This is a genomic window from Phyllobacterium zundukense (genome assembly GCF_025452195.1).
Taxonomy (GTDB): Bacteria; Pseudomonadota; Alphaproteobacteria; order Rhizobiales; family Rhizobiaceae; genus Phyllobacterium; species Phyllobacterium zundukense_A.
Window position 1 is genome coordinate 1,551,184 of the sequence record NZ_CP104973.1, and the last position, 18,359, is coordinate 1,569,542.

At 56.8% G+C, this 18,359-nt stretch carries 22 protein-coding genes and 1 pseudogene; 9 read left to right on the top strand and 14 right to left on the bottom strand.

What is annotated here, in order from left to right:
* Window positions 1-4: 4 nt before the first annotated feature.
* From N8E88_RS19930 to N8E88_RS19940, 3 genes are read left to right on the top strand one after another with little or no spacing between them, the layout of a single operon-like run.
* A complete protein-coding gene (locus tag N8E88_RS19930; RefSeq protein ID WP_262295175.1) occupies window positions 5-382 on the top strand; it encodes a hypothetical protein in 378 nt (125 codons plus the stop codon).
* Window positions 379-1,032 carry a cytochrome c oxidase assembly protein gene (locus N8E88_RS19935; RefSeq protein ID WP_262295176.1) on the top strand — a complete coding sequence of 218 codons (654 nt, stop codon included), beginning with the start codon at window positions 379-381 and terminating at the stop codon, window positions 1,030-1,032. The genes N8E88_RS19930 and N8E88_RS19935 overlap by 4 nt, the downstream gene beginning before the upstream one ends.
* Window positions 1,032-2,117 (top strand): c-type cytochrome, encoded by a 1,086-nt coding sequence (locus N8E88_RS19940; RefSeq protein ID WP_262295177.1) that lies wholly within the window; start codon window positions 1,032-1,034, stop codon window positions 2,115-2,117. Before N8E88_RS19935 ends, N8E88_RS19940 begins: the two co-directional genes overlap by 1 nt.
* Window positions 2,118-2,194: 77 nt before the next feature.
* On the opposite strand, the gene N8E88_RS19945 is transcribed toward N8E88_RS19940, so the two are convergent.
* From N8E88_RS19945 to N8E88_RS19980, 8 genes are all read right to left on the bottom strand, one after another.
* A complete protein-coding gene (locus tag N8E88_RS19945; protein WP_262295178.1) occupies window positions 2,195-2,440 on the bottom strand; it encodes a hypothetical protein in 246 nt (81 codons plus the stop codon).
* Window positions 2,397-2,894, bottom strand: coding sequence for a nuclear transport factor 2 family protein (locus N8E88_RS19950; protein WP_262295179.1), 498 nt, complete (start codon window positions 2,892-2,894; stop codon window positions 2,397-2,399). Before N8E88_RS19950 ends, N8E88_RS19945 begins: the two co-directional genes overlap by 44 nt.
* 67 nt (window positions 2,895-2,961) lie before the next feature.
* Entirely contained in the window at window positions 2,962-3,180 is a 219-nt protein-coding gene (locus N8E88_RS19955; protein WP_262295180.1) for a hypothetical protein, read from the bottom strand.
* A gap of 38 nt (window positions 3,181-3,218) precedes the next feature.
* Window positions 3,219-3,416: a hypothetical protein gene (locus N8E88_RS19960; protein WP_114431195.1), complete on the bottom strand. Its 198-nt coding sequence runs from the start codon at window positions 3,414-3,416 to the stop codon at window positions 3,219-3,221.
* A gap of 8 nt (window positions 3,417-3,424) precedes the next feature.
* Window positions 3,425-3,610 carry a hypothetical protein gene (locus N8E88_RS19965; protein ID WP_262295181.1) on the bottom strand — a complete coding sequence of 62 codons (186 nt, stop codon included), beginning with the start codon at window positions 3,608-3,610 and terminating at the stop codon, window positions 3,425-3,427.
* A 120-nt stretch (window positions 3,611-3,730) separates the two neighbouring features.
* Window positions 3,731-5,707, bottom strand: coding sequence for a protein-L-isoaspartate(D-aspartate) O-methyltransferase (locus N8E88_RS19970; RefSeq protein ID WP_262295182.1), 1,977 nt, complete (start codon window positions 5,705-5,707; stop codon window positions 3,731-3,733).
* Window positions 5,708-5,839: 132 nt separating this feature from the next.
* A complete protein-coding gene (locus N8E88_RS19975) occupies window positions 5,840-6,487 on the bottom strand; it encodes a DUF6766 family protein (protein WP_262295183.1) in 648 nt (215 codons plus the stop codon).
* Window positions 6,460-6,687: a hypothetical protein gene (locus tag N8E88_RS19980; protein WP_262295184.1), complete on the bottom strand. Its 228-nt coding sequence runs from the start codon at window positions 6,685-6,687 to the stop codon at window positions 6,460-6,462. The genes N8E88_RS19975 and N8E88_RS19980 overlap by 28 nt, the downstream gene beginning before the upstream one ends.
* Window positions 6,688-6,849: 162 nt before the next feature.
* On the opposite strand from N8E88_RS19980, the gene N8E88_RS19985 reads away from it, so the two are divergent.
* On the top strand, window positions 6,850-7,053 hold the full coding sequence (locus N8E88_RS19985) for a CsbD family protein (RefSeq protein WP_114431191.1): 204 nt from the start codon (window positions 6,850-6,852) through the stop codon (window positions 7,051-7,053).
* Window positions 7,054-7,089: 36 nt separating this feature from the next.
* Here N8E88_RS19985 and N8E88_RS19990 read toward each other — a convergent pair whose 3' ends face one another.
* The 3 genes from N8E88_RS19990 to N8E88_RS20000 all read right to left on the bottom strand — a co-directional run bounded on the left by N8E88_RS19990 (window position 7,090) and on the right by N8E88_RS20000 (window position 10,429).
* Window positions 7,090-8,268, bottom strand: a complete 1,179-nt coding sequence (locus N8E88_RS19990) for an acyltransferase family protein (protein ID WP_262295185.1) — start codon at window positions 8,266-8,268, stop codon at window positions 7,090-7,092.
* Window positions 8,269-8,547: 279 nt separating this feature from the next.
* Complete coding sequence (locus N8E88_RS19995) at window positions 8,548-9,750, bottom strand: alpha-hydroxy acid oxidase (RefSeq protein WP_262295186.1); 1,203 nt, start codon at window positions 9,748-9,750, stop codon at window positions 8,548-8,550.
* A gap of 19 nt (window positions 9,751-9,769) precedes the next feature.
* Window positions 9,770-10,429 carry a type II toxin-antitoxin system RelB family anti-toxin gene (locus N8E88_RS20000; protein WP_262295187.1) on the bottom strand — a complete coding sequence of 220 codons (660 nt, stop codon included), beginning with the start codon at window positions 10,427-10,429 and terminating at the stop codon, window positions 9,770-9,772.
* Between the two features lie 276 nt (window positions 10,430-10,705).
* On the opposite strand from N8E88_RS20000, the gene dapA reads away from it, so the two are divergent.
* The 5 genes and pseudogenes from dapA to N8E88_RS20030 all read left to right on the top strand — a co-directional run bounded on the left by dapA (window position 10,706) and on the right by N8E88_RS20030 (window position 15,407).
* The gene (gene dapA, locus N8E88_RS20005) at window positions 10,706-11,563 is read left to right on the top strand and encodes a 4-hydroxy-tetrahydrodipicolinate synthase (RefSeq protein WP_262295188.1); all 858 of its coding nucleotides are present in this window, start codon (window positions 10,706-10,708) and stop codon (window positions 11,561-11,563) included.
* Window positions 11,564-11,620: 57 nt separating this feature from the next.
* Window positions 11,621-13,042 carry an FAD-binding oxidoreductase gene (locus N8E88_RS20010; protein ID WP_262295189.1) on the top strand — a complete coding sequence of 474 codons (1,422 nt, stop codon included), beginning with the start codon at window positions 11,621-11,623 and terminating at the stop codon, window positions 13,040-13,042.
* Window positions 13,043-13,073: 31 nt separating this feature from the next.
* Window positions 13,074-13,916 carry a transporter substrate-binding domain-containing protein gene (locus N8E88_RS20015; RefSeq protein ID WP_262295190.1) on the top strand — a complete coding sequence of 281 codons (843 nt, stop codon included), beginning with the start codon at window positions 13,074-13,076 and terminating at the stop codon, window positions 13,914-13,916.
* A 57-nt stretch (window positions 13,917-13,973) separates the two neighbouring features.
* Window positions 13,974-14,635, top strand: a pseudogene (locus N8E88_RS20025) (amino acid ABC transporter permease).
* Between the two features lies 1 nt (window position 14,636).
* The gene (locus tag N8E88_RS20030) at window positions 14,637-15,407 is read left to right on the top strand and encodes an amino acid ABC transporter ATP-binding protein (RefSeq protein ID WP_262295193.1); all 771 of its coding nucleotides are present in this window, start codon (window positions 14,637-14,639) and stop codon (window positions 15,405-15,407) included.
* A 14-nt stretch (window positions 15,408-15,421) separates the two neighbouring features.
* Here the strand turns inward: N8E88_RS20030 and cyoD are convergent, their stop codons facing one another.
* Genes cyoD through cyoB form a run of 3 tightly spaced genes read right to left on the bottom strand, consistent with a single transcriptional unit; the run spans window position 15,422 to window position 18,359 of the window.
* Window positions 15,422-15,799: a cytochrome o ubiquinol oxidase subunit IV gene (gene cyoD / locus N8E88_RS20035; RefSeq protein WP_262295194.1), complete on the bottom strand. Its 378-nt coding sequence runs from the start codon at window positions 15,797-15,799 to the stop codon at window positions 15,422-15,424.
* Window positions 15,799-16,410 carry a cytochrome o ubiquinol oxidase subunit III gene (gene cyoC, locus N8E88_RS20040; RefSeq protein ID WP_262295195.1) on the bottom strand — a complete coding sequence of 204 codons (612 nt, stop codon included), beginning with the start codon at window positions 16,408-16,410 and terminating at the stop codon, window positions 15,799-15,801. The genes cyoD and cyoC overlap by 1 nt, the downstream gene beginning before the upstream one ends.
* Window positions 16,407-18,359 carry a cytochrome o ubiquinol oxidase subunit I gene (cyoB, locus tag N8E88_RS20045; protein ID WP_262295196.1) on the bottom strand — a complete coding sequence of 651 codons (1,953 nt, stop codon included), beginning with the start codon at window positions 18,357-18,359 and terminating at the stop codon, window positions 16,407-16,409. Before cyoB ends, cyoC begins: the two co-directional genes overlap by 4 nt.

The window sequence follows — 18,359 nt, forward strand, 5'->3', positions numbered from 1 at the left end:
CGCCATGACACGCGAAACCGAAACGGGCCACAATCTTTGGCGGATGCTTGCGCCCCTGACGATATGGGCGCTGCATTTTCTCGCCTGCTATGTCGCGGCTGCGATTCTATGTGCCAAATACCCTCAGATCACAGACCTTGCGCCCCTCCGCCATCTGATATTTCTTGTCACTTTCCTTGCGGTGGCAGCTGTTGCCTACATCGGATTCTCGACGCTGCGAATATGGCGGCACAGCCTGGATGGCGATCTGGATTATGACCACGACACGCCCGAGGAGCGGCATCGCTTCCTTGCGCACGTTACGCTGATGCTATGTGCATTATCTGTTATCGGTATCCTGTACGTCGCCATTCCGGCCGCAATAATCGGATCATGCCGATGAAGGAAACGGCTAGCCTCACCGCGGGACTTATTGTCCTGGCCATGGCTTGGAGCGGGCCGTTGGCCATCGTCGGCCAACCGGGTTTTTCGTTCCAGATGTTGACGCACATGCTGGTGGTTGCAGTCGCTTCGCCACTTTTGGCAGTCTTTCTGCGGCCCGTTCTGCAAGCCCGTGCGTCCCCAATAGTGATCGCCACAATAGCATTCGTTTCGAGTCTGGCTGATTTCATCCTCATCTGGGCCTGGCACGTTCCTGTCCTGCACGATTACGCGCGCTACAACAGCGTGGTGCTATTGGCTGAACAGGCGTCATTTCTCTTCATAGGTGTCGTGGTCTGGACGTTTGCGCTGGCCACCTACCAGACAGCAAGGCGCACAGCGGGCCTCGTCGGAGCGGGGGTTCTGTTTTTTACGTCGATGCATATGACGCTACTTGGTGCGCTCCTGGCGCTGGCGTCTCGCCCTCTTTACGGCAGCTGTCTGGATGGAGCGAAGGCACTCAACTTGAGTGTTCAGGAAGACCAGCAACTCGGAGGTGTGATTATGCTGGTCATGGGCGGGTTGATTTACCTTGGCGTCGGCCTCGCCCTGGCCGGTGCCTCCATCGGTGCACACGACGACTTGTCTCTGCGTAAAAAGGAAGGGAGCTGATGCGCCCGCGCTTCGTGCTAGTAACTGCCCTTGCAGGGCTACTCATTGCTGTCGTTTCTGCCTGGTCAGGTCTATTCAACGTGGCTGCGAGCAGTGGGCATTTCAAGATCACAGCATGGTTCCTGCACTACGTGATGCGCCAGTCGGTGAAGACCCATTCGATCGGCATCGTGCCGCCTGATCTGAATGATCCCGTGCTGATCCGCCGTGGCGGAGCCCACTTTGAGACGGCCTGTGTTTATTGTCATGGAAGTCCTCTTGCGGACGGTAGCCCCGTGGCACGACAGATGACCCCAGCCCCACCGCAGCTTGGACACACCTTGGATACGTGGAAGTCCGCCGAGCTCTTCTGGATCGTCAAACACGGCATCAAGTATACGGGCATGCCAGCATGGCCGGCTCAGGATAGGGACGACGAGGTCTGGGCGGTGGTCGCATTCCTTGAAGTCCTGTCGACGATGTCCGCTGCGTCTTACCGAGAAATAGCGTTCGGGACTGAATCCGAGCATATCGCGGTACCAGCCGATCTCCCGCAATCGAAAGGCTGTACTCGATGTCACGGACAAGACGGCAAGGGCGATGACATCGAAGCGTTTCCCCGGTTGGACATACAGTCCGAGCGATATCTTGGTGCGGCACTGCAAAGCTACGTTCACGGCCGGCGGCAGAGCGGCATCATGGAAGCTGCCGTTTCCGGACTCACGCCCGGCGACATCGAAGCACTCGCCCGTTACTACCGGGCACCGGCCGAGCCCGGTCAGGCCCAGCACCAATCGGCAGACGATGCGACCGTGCTCAAGGGACAGAAAATTGCGCGGGAAGGGATTGCCGAAAAACAGATTCCCGCATGCAATAGCTGTCATCAACCAGAGGGCAACACGCCCAATTTCCGTCCCGATTTTCCTCGATTGGCAGGACAGAACAGGCGGTTTCTGATCGATCAGTTACATCTGTTTGCCGCTGAAAAAGATAGAGGTGGAACGGCCTTCGCCGGGCTTATGGCACCCTTCGCGCATAAACTCGATAACGAAGATATACACGCCGTCGCGGCCTGGTATGCTAGTTTGCCTGCCAGTCGCAATTGAGATTCGCCGGGAGCGGCGATACTAGCGACCCGGCGTCGAGTGCAAAGAGCAAAACCCTTCCCGCGCCGCGCAGTCTCTTAGTCATCAGCGCGTGGTTTATTATGGCCACTTTCCTGATTGAGGCCGCGGATTTCCGGGCGTTTGCCTGTATCGGCAGCATCGGTGCGGGGAGCTCGAAGTTTGTCACCCTTGCGGTAGGCCTCGCGTAATTCCTTCGATTGTTTCAGATCGCGCTCCGCGGCCCCGGGGTCCACTTCCTTGTCCGGACTCAAGCGGCCTTCAATGATGTCGATCTGCCTGTCGTGTGTTTTTCTTCCGACCATGGTTCCGATCCTTCATAGGGGTCTGTTGTTCGGGCGGCAGCGGCGTTTGCTGATGGTGCACAAGAAGCCACTGCGAATTCGTGCGCGTGTAAATGGAGCTGCAGAGCGCCCTGTAGGGGGGATCGCCATCGCGTTGCGCTATTGCCCGATAAGTCAGCACCGTTACGCGAGTGTCCAGTTCTACCAGGCTGCCGTTCTCCATCTCGATCGTTTCCCAGCGCGGCGCCTGCTCAAGTGCCGCGGTGATCTCATTTCCAACGAGGACGCCGGGTGGTTCCGGAAACACCATGATGCAATCGGGCGCCAGAAACGTCGTGTAGTAGGCCGCATCATTGAGCCAGAAGCCACGTTCCATCTCCCACAGCGCTCCCTCGTTCGAGCTGTCGTTTTGTGTCACGGAAGTCCTGACAAAGAATGGCAGCAGTTCGGAGATGCCGGAACCCAAGAGGTTCATATCTATTCTCCTCCTCAGTGCAGGAGCCCTATGGCCGCCAAGGTGAATGGTTGCACCGGCGCCTTGCTCAATCGTCGTTCAAACGGTTTGCCGCATGATCATGGTACTGTTCGGTCTGTATCTGTTTGCCGTCCGCACCACGTTCACGCGAGTGCTGTGCCTTGTCCCTGTTGGACAGGACCCTGTTTTCAGGAATCTTGTCCTCCGGCGTCTTTGACATTGCGCCTTCACCTGAGCCTTTGCCCTGTGAACCTTTGCCAAAATGCTTCTTACTGGCTTGCGCCATAGGAATTTCCTTTCATGCTTGTCCCATGAGTGGAGCGATCATTTTCCAGCCTTTTTCCGTGGATCGTGCGTGTGATGGCTATCTCGCTCGCCGCCGCCGCCGGATATCTTGCTCTTCGCGCGCTGATCGGACTCGGCCGGTGGCTTGTGGATTTCGAGCGGTGCCTTGGCATTTTCATGCGAGGCTCCCGGGCCTCCCTGGCGAATGCTGGCTGGCGTCTTGGTTGATGTTGGCATGATGAACCTCAACGATCCTGCTGATAACCCTGATGGGTCGTGTTGACTTTGGTGTTGCCGGTCTGACCGCGCTTTTCCGGATGGTCGGTTGCGCTTCCGTGTTGGGCCTCTTGCTTATCCTCAGGATTGGCGGCATCGCCGGTTCCCTTGGGCGAGCGATTGTCCTTGGGGACAGGGGGTGATTTGGCAGTCATGATTTTTTCTCCTTCCCGTTTCAAACCAATCAATCCACCGAATGTTCCATCAGCGCGGACTTCATCGCAGAAAGGCATAGGTTGGCCGCAGAACATTCATCGTGGGAACACGAACCGCGCTCACAAGCCAAACGGATAAGTGTCGGGCGCACCCGGCTTGGCATGCTCCGCCCCGAGCGGTGTGAGGGCAGAGGTTTCGTCAAACCAGACAAAAGCATCGAATTGACGGGCAAGCGACGCTTCAGCGTAGTGGCTGAGCACCTCGGTTTCCGGTCGATAGATCACACCGATAAACCGCTCCAATCGCGGTTCCGTCAGGCGTTGGCTGAGCAGCTCGTGTTGATCAAAATCAAGAAGGAAACGCGGAATGGCCGCCTCATGGCAAAGCCGTTCGTAGCTGTCGTGGTGCGAATGGCGCACGTCCATTATCTGCATCTCGCCATCCCAATCGGCGGCTGCAGCGACCGTGCCGGTATGCGTGCTGAATCCGATCAGGGCTGTTTCCTTGTGGAAGCGCTGGCGACAAAGCTGGCCGATGGTCAGTTCGCCGCGCACAACACCCATGTCGGTATAGCGAGCGTCGCCGATGTGCGAGTTGTGCGCCCATACCACAGCCTTGGCATCCGGGCCGCCTGTCTCAAGGATACGGCAGAGCGTCTCGAACATATGCGAGTCGCGCAGGTTCCATGATTCAGGACCACCATAATACATGATGCGGTAGTAGCGCTCCGCCGCAGCGACGAGGCGCGCGTTTTGCGCGGCATCGAAATAGTCCTTGCCATCCCTTGCTGCATAGTCGAGGCGGCGATTGAGCAGATCGCGGCACTGGGCGACAATCGCATCTTCGCATCTCCGGTAGCCGGCGGTGAGCACGGCGCGTCCGTAGCTGGAAGGCTCCTTTTGCCAAGGCGTCAGGCAGCCGTAGCGTTCGCGGGCGATTACGGCCGACCGGGGATCGACCTCATCCAGATAGTCTAGGACGGCGGCAATGGATCCGCTCATGTTGTAGATGTCGAGGCCGTAAAAGCCGGCGTGTCGCTCAGGCTCTACCCCGCCATTATATTCACGCATCCAATCGATGAACGCATCCACATCGGTGTTGCGCCACATCCAGGTGGGAAAACGCTGGAACGGCGGGTCGGAACCGGGCCGTGCCTGCCGATGCCGGACATAGCGGTCTATCTCCGCTGCATCGGGCCAATCCGCCTCAACGGCCACGATCGTGAAACCGTGTTTTTCGACAAGATGCCGGGTGATCGCGGCGCGGGCACTGTAGAAATCCGATGTCCCGTGGCTGGCCTCGCCTAGCAACACCACGCGCCGGTCAGCAAAGCGGCCAAAACACTCTCCAAACGCCGGATCGTCGGATTCAGGCAGCGGTTCGGCAGCGGCTGCGATCATATCGGGCAGCGTTTGTTCGCGCACTGCGGTGACGGGACGGTCACTCTCCTCTGCCCAGCCCTGCTCTCCAATCAAGGGGACGAACATCACCGAGCCGAGGTCCTCCGTCTCAAAGTCGGTTTCGCTCGTACGGGTCAGTTTGCGAAGCGTCTGACTCCATTCGTCAAGGCCGACCGGGATCACCAGGCGACCGCCTATCGTCAGCTGCTCTTTCAGCGCCCGGGGTACCTCCGGTCCGCCCGCCGCGACCAGAATGACATCGAAGGGCGCGGCTTCTGGCCATCCTTTCGTGCCGTCACCAATACGCAGATCGATGTTGTCGTAGCCGAGTTGCTGCAACCGCCTGCGGGCGGATTCGCCAAGGGTGTGATGGCGCTCGATGGCAAACACCCGGTCAGCTATCTGGCTGGCTACCGCCGCCGCATAGCCGGACCCTGCGCCTACATCGAGAACGGTTTCACCGGGCTTCAATTCCGCGGCTTCAATCATCCGCGCAACGATGTAGGGTTGCGAAATGGTCTGGCCCTCGCTTATCGGCAAGGGACTGTCCTCATAGGCAAACTCTTCAAATCCCGGATCGACAAAAACTTCGCGCGGCACACGGCGCATGGCCTCTAGAATGTGGGAGTCATTTATACCGCGCCGGGCAATCTGAACATCTACCATCCGGTTTCGCGCGCGGGGAAAGTCGAGCATTATCAGCGCTCCAGCAGTGGTGTATCCGCTTCCTTAACCTCGAACGAAGGCAATGGTTCCGATTTCAACTTCCACCAAGAGCGCGACTGAATCGCCGCGAAGGGTGCGCACGCAGGGCTGACCCGCGTCCAATTATGCTCCGGTATCGTCGTGGCTCGCGCTCAGGGGTTTTGATTCGGGCGACCCTTTGTAGCGAAGGAAAATTGACAAAACGACCAGCATTGCCGTGGAGAAGAATTCGGACTGCCAGTTCTGAAACGATTCAAACCAGAACCGCGCACCGCCAATATAGGCAAGTAGTGACTGCGTGCTATTTCCATGGATAACGGCTTCGGCATTCGATGATACGTGGCTGGCCAGCATATGCCCGAGGAAGGAAAGGATAAACAAGAACACCAGGACCAGACCAAGGGAGTAGCGATACAGCCAGCGAAACAGAGGAACATTATGCAATTTGGCCGGGTAGCGGGGCTCGTCGTTCTCGCCTCCTTTTTCGGGCGGTCCCTCCGGGTCGCGGGATTCGGCAGATCCCTTCTGGAAGAGATATGCGGTAAGAACGACGTAGGTTGCCATTTGCAGCCATTCGCTCTCCCAGTTTTCAAACAGCGCCGACAAGAAATTTGCGTTGGTCAAGTATTGGGCGAGTGATACCGCAGGCAGGCCGTGTTGCGCCAGCCGTTCGTTTTCATGGTAATGGCCAGCGACGGTCATGCCGATCATGCTAATGAGGAACGCGGTCAAAAGGGCAACGGTCAGGCCGTTGTTGCGCAGTGTACGCATATCGGTTCTCCGGTGCGAGAATCTATCGATTCACGAAAGTCGCGCCAATCGACAACATCATGCAGGACACCGACGATCCTTTCATCCTCCGCATCCGAGGCGAGCATCAATGGGTGGAAGATGTACCGTTCTTCATCGTCGGCGAGATAAGCAGCATGGACACTGGCAGCAATCGAGATAGTGTGCTCCAAAGAGGTCATGCGGGGTCTCTCCCAGCGCTTGGTGATGACTCTCTTTAATCCTCGGAAGAACAAGGCGTTCCATCCAACACGGGTTTTCTTTCGCTGGCGCCGGCATGGCTTTGTTGATTGGAACACGTGATTAACTTGTGCGTTTCAATCCAGCAAACAAGGAGGTCTGTCATGGACTGGAATCGCGTGGAAGGTAATTGGATGCAGGTAAAAGGCAAGATCAAGGAGCAATGGGGAAGGCTGACCGACGATGATCTCGACGTCATCGCCGGGAGACGAGACCAGCTAGAAGGCAAGATTCAGGAACGATACGGCAAGGCGAAGGACGAAGCCAGGCGCGAAATCGACGACTGGTACAACAGCCAGACCTGGTAGCCTTCCAACCGGTGACAATGCATCACGCAGGAGAACCTACGCGGCTCGATGGCTTGGCTTGAGCGAAGGGCGAAAGCGCTTGAGCAGTGTCTTTCCCAACCGGATACCATACATCTCGATCGTTCTGTGCAGCCCCCAGCTGATTACATAGACGGGTGGAGCTGTAAGGACGACCGTTATCAGCACGCGATATTGTTCCGTCATCCCGACATAAGCGGGAAGCCCAGACAGGATGCCTATAATCGGAATCATCAGAAGCAGGTGAACCAGGTAAACGCTGTACGATGTATCGCCAAGGAAACGAAATGGCCGCCAGTCAAGCCTGCCGACCAAGTCTTCGATCCACGGTTGGCCGAAACGTCTGGCAATACGCTTGTGAAGGACAAGGAAGCCAAACCCCAGCGCCATCGCGCCCTGCGTGGCGGCATACGTCGCCGACTTCGACCCGAAAATCATGCCCGGCACAAGCACCAACATCGCCAGCGAGCCAAAGAAAGCGGATCGCCTGTCTGCGTAAGACGCCGCAGCGGCAAAGAGCATGCCTGTCAGGAAGACATCGATTTTCAAAACCAGATTTGCTGGCATTGGATAGGCGTCAAAGTAGGCGGGTGCGATCATTTGAAGGGCAAACGCAACCGCAAGGCTCGCCAGCATGGCCGCGGCTGCCCCAACCCGCGCCCAAAGCAGCATGATGATCGGAAAAGCTACATAGAACTGCATTTCCAGGCCGATGCTCCAATCGGGCAAGGGTGTACGAAAACTGTATTCGGGAAGCAGACCAAACAAAAATGATCCGTGAACAAGTGCATTCAACGGTGACTGGTCAGTGTATCGAAGCATCGTGGTTGCCGTTGAAGGCCAAACTGTAGCGATCTGTTCACGCCAGCCGCCGACCGAGTTGCCGATGATGAACGAAACGAGCAGAAGAAGGTAGAACACAGGAGCAATCCTGAAAAAGCGTCTCAACCAGAACATTTGCCATGTCATCGGCGCTCCCCAAGGCTCTGCAACAGACCGCTGGATATAGTGGTGCGTCATGAGGAAGCCCGACATCATCATAAAGAGATCGACCGCGAAACCGCCTTCGGAGATGATGGGCCAATGAACCGCATTTAACACCGCTGCGTGCGAGGCAAGAACCCAAAACGCAGCCAAACCCCGGACCGCATCAAGGTAGGGTAAATGTCTGGCATTCAAGGATGCAGAGGTCGACATGGCTATCCTTGCTGCATTGCGAAGATGTTATTGACCGAATTTTTGCAATGCAGCATAGGGTGACACAAGGGTCAATAGCTGACGCCAGGTTTGTTTCCCGATTGCCGCATGGCCCTTTGATTCTGCAGAAGAACTGCCAGGATAATTTATGGGCGGGAACAGCAGCAGTTAGAAGTACCGTTGGATCGCGTTCCGGAAAGCCGAGCCACTGCCATACCTCGAAGTGCGCGCTGGACCATCGTGCAATGCCCCGCAGTTCGTCGCTGAGGGATCAGCGTTTCAAGATCCTTGCTCTGCGAATTTTGATTTCGTCCCGCTTCGTTGTGGGGTGAGACGGGTTCGTTGCAGCGCCGTATGGCATTCACTTGGCTGCTGAAGGCCGAGCATTGTCAAAGTGACATCGATTTCATCTCGGAGCATGGCAAGCAGATCCTCGGCTCCCGCCTCACCGTTTGTGGCGAGCCCCCATAGTGGAAGCCGACCAATCATTACTGACCTGGCGCCGTTGGCAATATACTTCAGGACGTCGCTTCCGCGCTTCACGCCACTATCCGCAAGGACGTCAAGATCGTGGCCAACGGCATCTGCGATTCCCGAAAGAACGTCGATCGGCGCGGGCGCAATATCGAGATTGCGGGCACCGTGAGCGGACACCACGATCCCGTCGGCTCCAGCAGTCTTTGCCAGGTGAGCATCGTGAACGCCAAGAACACCCTTGATGACAAGTTTACCTTTCCACCAGCGTCGAAGCTGATGGATGTCGTCCCAGTTCAGAAGGTTCTCCAGTCGGACGGCTTCGGCGATGGAAAGTCGGGTGACTGCGCTGCGGAATTCCTGCGGATAATGGCCATAGGTGGGCATACCAGTCTCCAGGAGATAGCGAAGCAGGACTCCACACAGCCAACGCGGGTGGAGCGCCACGTCCAGGCCAAGGCGCAGTGAATACTTTATCGGAATCGAAAAACCGTTCCGATGGTTGTATTCCCGCTTCGGGCTTGTGGGGGTATCGGCCGTCACGACCAGTGTCGTCACCCCTGCCTTTTCCACGCGTTCCAGCAGCGCGCGTGACAGGTTTCTATCCTTCCACATGTAAAGCTGAAACCAGAGGCTGGCTCCTGGCGCTCCCGCACGGATTTCTTCAATGGTCGTGATGGATTGTGTGGAGATACAAACCGGGATGCCCATCCGCGCAGCCGCTCGGGCAAGTTTGATCTCGCCGTTGTGTGAGACCAGTCCCGCCAGTGCCGTCGGCGCCACAACCAACGGCATCGCCGTCGTTTCACCGAGAATTTCGGTTCTCAGCTCGCGCTGAGGGTGACCAGTCAACACGCGCGGAACGAGCGTTATCGAATCGAGACTGTTTCGAAGGCATCGCAGGGCATTCTCATCTTCGGTTCCACGATCTATATATTCGAAGAGGGCTTTGGGAAGAGCTCTCCGGGCGGCGTCGCGAAAGCCCCCCGCGTTCAAAGGTCTCTGCATTTTCAGTTGCCTTGGCAGATCATGAGACGGCGAGGACCCAAAGCACTTTAGCGTCGCGCTCGCCGGCGGATGTCCACACGTGCTCGGCATTGGCATCGTAGTAGATCGAATCTCCCTCGTTTAACACAAGCGGCTCATACAGCTTGCTGTGGACGACAAGAGTTCCTTCCAGGACGGTCAGGAAAATTTCGGCCCCCGATTTTGCCCAGATCTTATAATCATCGGGTGAACGTGCCGAAACGGTCGTCATAATCGGTGTCATTTTCTTGTTGCGTAGATCCGAACACAAGAAGTTGTTGGCACACGTATTCGTGTCATGAGCCTTGCCGTTTCCAGCCCGCGTAACACTGCGGCGGCCATAGCCGCTTGGCGATGTATTTTGCGCATTCAGCAATTCCATCAAATCAATTCCGAGGCCAACGGCGATCCGCTGCAGCGTTCCGATTGTCGGGGAAAGTTCATTGCGTTCGATCTTCGAAAATGCCGAGGCAGATACGCCCGTCGCTTTGCTGACACTCTGCAACGTCAGGTTTCTGTCCTTGCGAATCTGATGCAAGCGCGCGCCGATGTTCATCTCGGATGGCGCGGCATCTGCAATACTGCTGGCGTGTTCGTCGCTCTTGCGGCGAATGACATCGTGGAGCAGTACGCCCTGATCGCTGATTGACTGGCTGGCCATAACCTTCTCCATCAGTTGCCGTCCGAATGCTTTGCTGTTGCGGACTTCACAATCCGCTACCGCAAATGATCCACTCTGGAAAGAAAAATACGCTAAAGCCAGAATTTTTCCTATAGTACATTTTTTTGATAAAAATATTGACATGTGCCGAATGCTCATAAATTATCTCATTTGTGAGGCGATCAACGCAACTAGAAAATAAAACCGGAACGGTCGCGATCACACTGGGAAACCGTGGCCGATCGCGCCTGTCCTCCGACTATGGGACATGCATTCATGACGACTCTTTCTGCCAATGAAATTAGTGGCCTCTACACGGCCATAGTCACTCCGATGAAGGAAGACAGAACCGTCGATCTTGACGCCCTGCGCGAGCTTACACGCTTTCAGTTGGAAAGTGGCGCGGCCGGGGTCGTTCCTATCGGTGGCACTGGCGAATATACGGCTTTCTCGCGATCCGAGCGCAGGGCGATTGTGGAAGCGTGCGTCGAGGCGTCGGATGGCAAGCCGGTCATTCCCGGTGTCCTGTCCACTGGTTTCAAGGATGCTGTCGAGGCTGGACAGGATTTTGCTGCCGCCGGCGCTTCTGCCGTAATGACGGTTACTCCTTATTACGCTTCGGGCACCCAAGAGGCGATGCGCGAATACTTCCGGGCCTATCGCCAGGAGATCGATGTGCCTGTTATGCTTTACCAAATCCCGCGTCGTACCAATGTAACCGTTACCGCCGAGTGCATACAGGGGATGGTCGAAGATCGCTCCATCATCGGCATGAAGTACTCGTCCTATGACGTGCCGGAGTTTATCAAGACGATCAAGTATGTCGGTAATCAAATTGCCATACTAAGCGGCGAAGAGCCTCTTTTTGCGACCCACGTCGCACTTGGCGCTCGCGGTGGCGTTCTAGCGTCCGCGTCGATATATCCCAAGGTCTGGCTTAAAATCTTCCAGCTTGCGCAGGAGGGTAAGCTCCATGAGGCCTTGCAAATCCAGGCCCCGATCGACTCCGTCGTCGAGGCAATTTTCCTGGAAACCAATCCCGGGCCTCTGAAGAAATACATGGCTCTGGCCGGCATGCCCGTAGGTAGTGTCAGGCTGCCGTTACAGGACCCGAGGCAACTCTGGCGAAACTGAAGGAAGTCGCCAATCAAGCCAAGCTAGTGAATCTCGCTTGACGAAAGGCTTATATCCGTGATCGATCGGCTGCTCGACATCGTTGGCCCCAAAGGGATCGTTAGCGACCCTTCCGAGATGACGCCCTATCTCACGGATTGGCGTGGTCGAAAGCAGGGCAGGGCCGTTTGCGTGGTTTTGCCCGCCTCGACAGACGAGGTCGCAGCAGTGATGCGCGTGGCCGCGGAAGAAAAGCAGCCGGTTTTCCCGCTCGGTGGCAATACGGGGCTGTGCTATGGAGCGGTACCCGAAAGTGACGATGCCGAAAAGCCCGGTATCGTACTCTCGCTTCGCCGCATGCACCGTATCCGCGACATCGATACCGTGTCAGATATTATCACTGTGGATGCCGGGGTCATACTTGCTGAAATCCATCAGGCGGCCGACAAAATCGATCGCCAGTTCCCTCTGCGTCTTGGTAGCGAAGGCAGTGCACAGGTTGGCGGACTCATCTCGACCAACGCCGGCGGCACCGCAGTCGTCCGGTACGGGCCGATGCGCGACCTGGTTGCCGGGCTGGAAGTGGTCCTGGCGGACGGCCGCATCGTCAACGACCTCGCGGCTCTGCGCAAAGACAACACCGGCTATATGTTACGGCAGCTCTTTATCGGTGCGGAAGGAACGCTGGGTATCATTACAGGCGCGGCGCTGAGGTTATTTCCAACGCTCTCAAAGAGTGCGCACGCCTGGATCGACGTGGTCTCGCCGGCGGATGCTGTTAAACTTCTCGCTCGGTTTCGCGCAACTGCCGGCTCATTCATCGAGGCCTTTGAGCTGGTATCCGCCTCTCAGTTCGAGCTCGTCCGGCGGCACGTGGATCGGGTTCGCATGCCGTTCGCTCAGTTGCCTGCATGGTCACTGATGGTGGAACTCAGCACATCCGACAGTTACACGGACCTGGATGCCATGCTCGGCGGCCTGCTCGAGGAGGGTTTTGCGGCCGGTCTGGTTGGTGATGCTGTGGTTGCCGCATCCAATCAACAGGCAAAGGAGATCTGGCATGTGCGCCACTCGGTATCGGAAGCCAACAAGAAGGAAGGCATTGGTATCGTCCATGATATAGCGGTACGGACATCTTTCGTTCCCGCGTTCATCGACGCGGCGGATAAAGTGGCAGCGGAACGATTTCCCGAGGCCACCACGCAGGTCGTGTGCCATCTCGGCGACGGAAATGTCCACTATATCCTGATGTTCTCGCACGACTATTGGAACACCATTGACGACCAGGACGGGTTTGCACTCGACGTCGAAAGGGCGATCCATGACGTCGGCGTCCAATTCGGCGGAACGTTCAGCGCGGAACACGGAGTGGGCCGTAAGCTCCCCGCGGAACTGGAGCGGTTGTGCGACCCGCTCCGCTACGAACTGATGCAGCAAATTAAACACGTTCTCGATCCGGACGGCAGGATGAACCCGGGGGTTCTGCTGAAATCGCAGTGAACTACCAACCGAAAGAAGAAAGGGGAATAACATGGTTTCCAGAAGAGAATTCGCAGGCCTTCTCGGAGGAGGTGCAATTGCAGCGACCTTAGCCGGTGCAAGCTCGGCTGTGGCGCAAGCCCCGTCGCAAAACTCGTTTCAGCAGATCATCAACTCGAAGAAGCTGCGCATCGGCGGCGTTGCAACCGGTGCGCCCTGGACAGTAAGGGACAAGGAGAGCGGCCAGTGGGGTGGTCAGTTCTATGACATCGGCAAGGCTCTTGCCACAGATATGGAGGTCGAGCTTGAAGTCGTGGAGACGACGTGGGGCAACGCCATCCTCGACCTGCAGGCCAACAAGATCGATGTCATGTTCGGAATGAACCCAACACCGAAACGCGCCTTGGCCGTGGACTTCACTGTCCCGGTCTATAACAGCGCTCTCGTTGTCATCGCGAAGACGGGTTTCGAACCGAAAACGTGGGCAGACCTCAACAAGCCCGAAGTCAAGATCGCGGTCGACATGGGTTCCGCGCACGACCAGGGTGCTTCGCGCCTGTGTCCCAATGCGACAATCGTACGGCTGAAATCGCTCGACGAGGCTACGTTGGCGCTCTCCACGGGCCGCGTTGATGCGCAGTGCATCTTCTGGATGGGAGGTGTTCGTGCCGTCAAGCGCGATCCTCGCCTGGGTAAGGTCATCGCTCCGACGCCGATCTTCGGTTCGACGTCCAACGCGGCCGTGCGACGAGAGGAAGATAAGACCCTCCGTGATTTCCTGAATACCTGGATCGTCTATGCGCAGGGCCTCGGCCTGGTCCGAGAGGCCGTCGTGTCCAGTCTCGCGAAGGTCGATATCACCCTCGACGACATTCCCGCCGGCGTTACCTTTTAATGATGTTTCGGTGCCTGCCTTTGGTGGGCACCGAACCGGAACACAGGAAGTCGTGATATGTATAATTGGGATTTCAACATCCTTTGGAGCTACCGTTGGCTGCTATTTGAAGGAACGCTCGTCACTATTGCCCTAACGGCCAGCATTGTCGTTTTAGGGCTGCTGATGGGGCTGATTGCCGGTCTGGCGCAGATTTCCCGGTTCGCGTTTCTAAGATGGGTGTCTTGGGCGTATATCGAACTCTTTCGTTGCACGCCTCTTCTTGTCCAACTCCTGTGGTTTTACTATGCACTGCCAATTTGACGGGCATCGAGATGAGCGCCATCACGGCGGCCGTTCTCACCCTGTCGTTGTATGGCGGATCGTTCTATGCCGAGGTAATCCGTGGTGGCATCGTGGCGATCGACGCCGGCCAACGTGAAGCCGGTCTGGCGCTCGGTTTGACGCCAGCGCGGGTGATGCGGCGCATTATCCTGCCACAGGCGATCAAGCAAATGATCCCTCCGCTCATGAACCAGTCGATCATCCAGTTCAAAAATACATCGCTGGTTTCCGTTCTGGCCGTGCCCGATCTCCTTTACCAGGGGCAATCGGCCGCGACGGAAACATACCGTCCGCTCGAAGTCTATACGGTGATTGCGGTCATCTATTTTGTCGTACTCGTGCCACTGACGGCCATCGTGAAGAAGAGCGAGAAGGCTCTTCGGGAAAGTGACTAAAATGATTGCCGAGAACTATAAGATCGAAATCAGTTCGCTCAAAAAGCAGTTCGGCGATCTGATCGTCTTGCGCGATATCAATTTAAAGATTGCTCCTGGCGCCGTCATCGCACTCATTGGCCCTTCAGGATCCGGTAAGTCCACGCTGCTGCGTTGCATGAACCTCTTGGTCATCCCGGACGGCGGCCTTATTCGCATCGGTAACGACGCGTTCCAGTTCGGACCTGGAACGAGTCTTCCTTCAGCTCGCGAGCAGGCTCGTTTCCGTCGCGGGGCAGGCATGGTGTTCCAGCATTTCAACCTGTTTCCTCATATGACGGTTTTGCAAAATGTCATGGAAGGACCGGTTTCCGCGAAGAATATGCCGAAGGCCGAGGCTGCAGTTCTGGCGCGCAAATTGCTTGCCAAAGTCGGGCTGGCCGAAAAGGCTGACGTTTATCCGCAAAGGCTCTCGGGTGGACAGAAGCAGCGTGTTGCGATTGCACGGGCGTTGGCAATGGAACCCGAGGTGATGCTGTTCGATGAAGTCACGTCTGCGCTCGATCCAGAACTTGTTTCCGAGGTGCTGTCAGTAATGCGTGATCTTGCTGCGGAAGGTATGACAATGATCATTGTCACGCATGAAATTGCCTTTGCACGTGAAGTTGCGGACATAGTCGTCTTCATGCGCGATGGTGTTATCGTGGAAGAAGGGCCAGCGCGCGAGGTCATCGACACTCCGAAACAGGAGGGGACGCGGTCTTTCCTCAGGCATTTTCATACCCGTGGCTAAAATGAACGTTCGGACTAGCGCTGCATATTCATCAGTTCCGGCATGGACATCATGTTCGCATCGAGATTGGCCATGATGATCATTGAACCGAACACGACCAAGGCAACGACAAAGACGCCAAAGGCCAGTGCAAGGATGTTGTTGAGGCTGTCGGGTGCGCTGGAGATGTGCAGAAAGAAGACGAGGTGGACGCCCATCTGGGCTATCGCCAATACGGCAAGCAGGATGGGAACGCCCGGTCCCCAGATCATGTCGGTTCCTGCAACCCAGAATGAAGCCAACGTCAATATGATCGCAAAGACCAGCCCGATGAGGTAGCCCTGCCAGCTTCCCCCGGCGACGCGCGGTGCACCGGCCTCCTGATCCTCGGTCGTTTCGATGGGTTCTGCCATTAGCGGGCTCCAAGATAAACGATTGTGAAAACACCTATCCAGACAATATCGAGCGCGTGCCAGAACAGGCTGAAACAGCGCAGCCGCCGCAGGACCATCGGACGGAAACCGAGCGTCAGAACCTGCGCGAACATGACCAGCAACCAGAACAACCCAGCCGACACGTGCAGGCCATGTGTCCCCACCAAAGCGAAGAAGGCGGAAAGGAATGCGCTGCGATCTGGTCCGGCACCGCTCTCAATCATGCCATGGAATTCAGACAGTTCCATGCCGACAAAGGTCGCGCCGAGCAGGAACGTAGCCGCGCCCCAGGCGACGGCCGGGATCAGTTTGCGTTGTTCGACGGTCAAGGACATCAGTCCGCAGGTGAAGCTTGACGCAAGAAGGATAGCGGTCTCGAGAAGGACGCGGTTGCGATCGAAGAGATCGTCCCCCGAAGGTCCGCCCGCCGTCTCATGCGACAGCACCGCAAACGCCGCGAACAACGCCGCAAATATGACGATGTCGCTCAGGAGAAACAGCCAGAAGCCGAAGCTGACCACAACATTCCTCGGCGCGGGGCCGCGTTCAGAAAGTGGAATCTCTGAGTGAGTCGATGAACTTGCGCTCATATGGCTCCTCGCGACACTTCGCTCTCGACGATGTACTCGACCTCGTCCGCAACGCGCCAGGCGTGAGCAAGAATGGTCATTAGCGCGCCTATCAATCCGGCGATAGCCATCCACCAGATATGCCAGATCAGGGCGAAGCCGGTCATGACTGCAAAGAACGCCAGCACGAACCCGATGGGGCTGTTGCGTGGAACCGTGATTGTTTCCGGATCCGGACCATCCTGACGGTGGGATTTGGGACTCTTCTTTGCTTCCCAGTAAGCGTCGAGGCCGTTCACCGATGGCAAGACCGAATAGTTCCATGCGGGAGGCGGGGAAGGCGTGGACCATTCGAGTGTGCGCCCATCCCATGGGTCGCCAGTTAGATCCCGTCGCTGGTCGCGGGTTCGAATGCTGATGAAGAGTTGAACAATCGTCAGAACGATACCGGCGAGGATGACGATTGCGCCAAGCAACGCGACGAGCATCAGGGGCTGCCAACCAGCAACATCGTAGTGCTGCATCCGCCGTGTCGCGCCCATCAGGCCGAGCATATAGAGCGGCATGAAGGCGAGATAGAAACCGATGAACCAGCACCAGAAAATTGCCTTGCCGATGCGCTCATCCAGCTTGAAACCAAAGGCTTTCGGGAACCAGAATGTATACCCGGCGAACGCACCGAAAAGCACGCCCCCGATAATCACATTATGGAAATGCGCCACGAGAAACAGGCTGTTGTGCAAGACGAAATCCGCGGGAGGAATTGCGAGCAAGACGCCTGTCATGCCGCCGACGACAAATGTGACCATGAAACCCAGCGCCCAATAGACCGGCGCATCGAAGCGGAGACGGCCACCATAAAGCGTGAACAGCCAGTTGAAGACCTTCACGCCAGTCGGCACCGCGATGATCATCGTCATGATCCCGAAGAAGCCGTTGATGTCTGCTCCTGCTCCCATCGTGAAGAAGTGATGCAGCCATACCATGAAGGACAAAACGCATATGGCCATGGTGGCAATGACCATCGAGCGATAACCGAAGAGGCGTTTACCGGAAAAGGTGGCAATAACTTCAGAGAAAACACCAAATGCGGGCAGGATCAGAATGTACACTTCAGGATGACCCCAGGCCCAGATGAGGTTGATATACATCATGGCATTGCCGCCAGCCTCGTTCGTGAAGAAATGAAATCCGAGGTAGCGGTCAAGAAGGAGCATCGCGAAGGTCGCAGTCAGGATCGGAAAAGCCGCGACGATCAGAAGATTGGAAGCGAGCGCCGTCCAGCAGAAGATCGGCATCCTCATATAACCCATGCCGGGTGCGCGCAGCTTCAGGATGGTTGTCGTCAGATTTATCCCCGACAAGAGCGTGCCCGCGCCGGATATCTGCAGCGCCCAAAGATAATAATCGACGCCAACCCCGGGCGAATACGCCAATTCCGACAGAGGCGGATAGACCAACCACCCCGTTCTCGCGAACTCGCCGATAACAAGTGACATGTTTACGAGAAGTACACCCGCTGCCGTCAACCAGAAGCTGACCGAGTTCAACACGGGAAACGCCACATCGCGGATACCGAGTTGCAGAGGCACGACGAAATTCATCAGGCCGACCATGAAGGTCATCGCCACAAAGAAAATCATGATCGTGCCGTGAGCCGAGAATATCTGGTTGTAATGCTCGGGTGGCAGGTAACCCTGCGCGCCGCCAGCCGCCAGTGCCAGTTGCGAGCGCATCATGATCGCGTCGGTAAACCCCCGGACGAGCATGACAAGGGCAAGCAGGATATACATGACGCCAATGCGCTTGTGATCGACGCTGGTGATCCATTCGGACCAGAGATAGGGCCACCAGCCTTTCCACGTGACAAGCAGCAATACCGCCGAGATCGTCAGCATGACCATGAGGGATGCGATCATCGGAATGGGCTGGTCGAAAGGTATGGCGGCCCAGCTGAGCTTTCCGAGCAT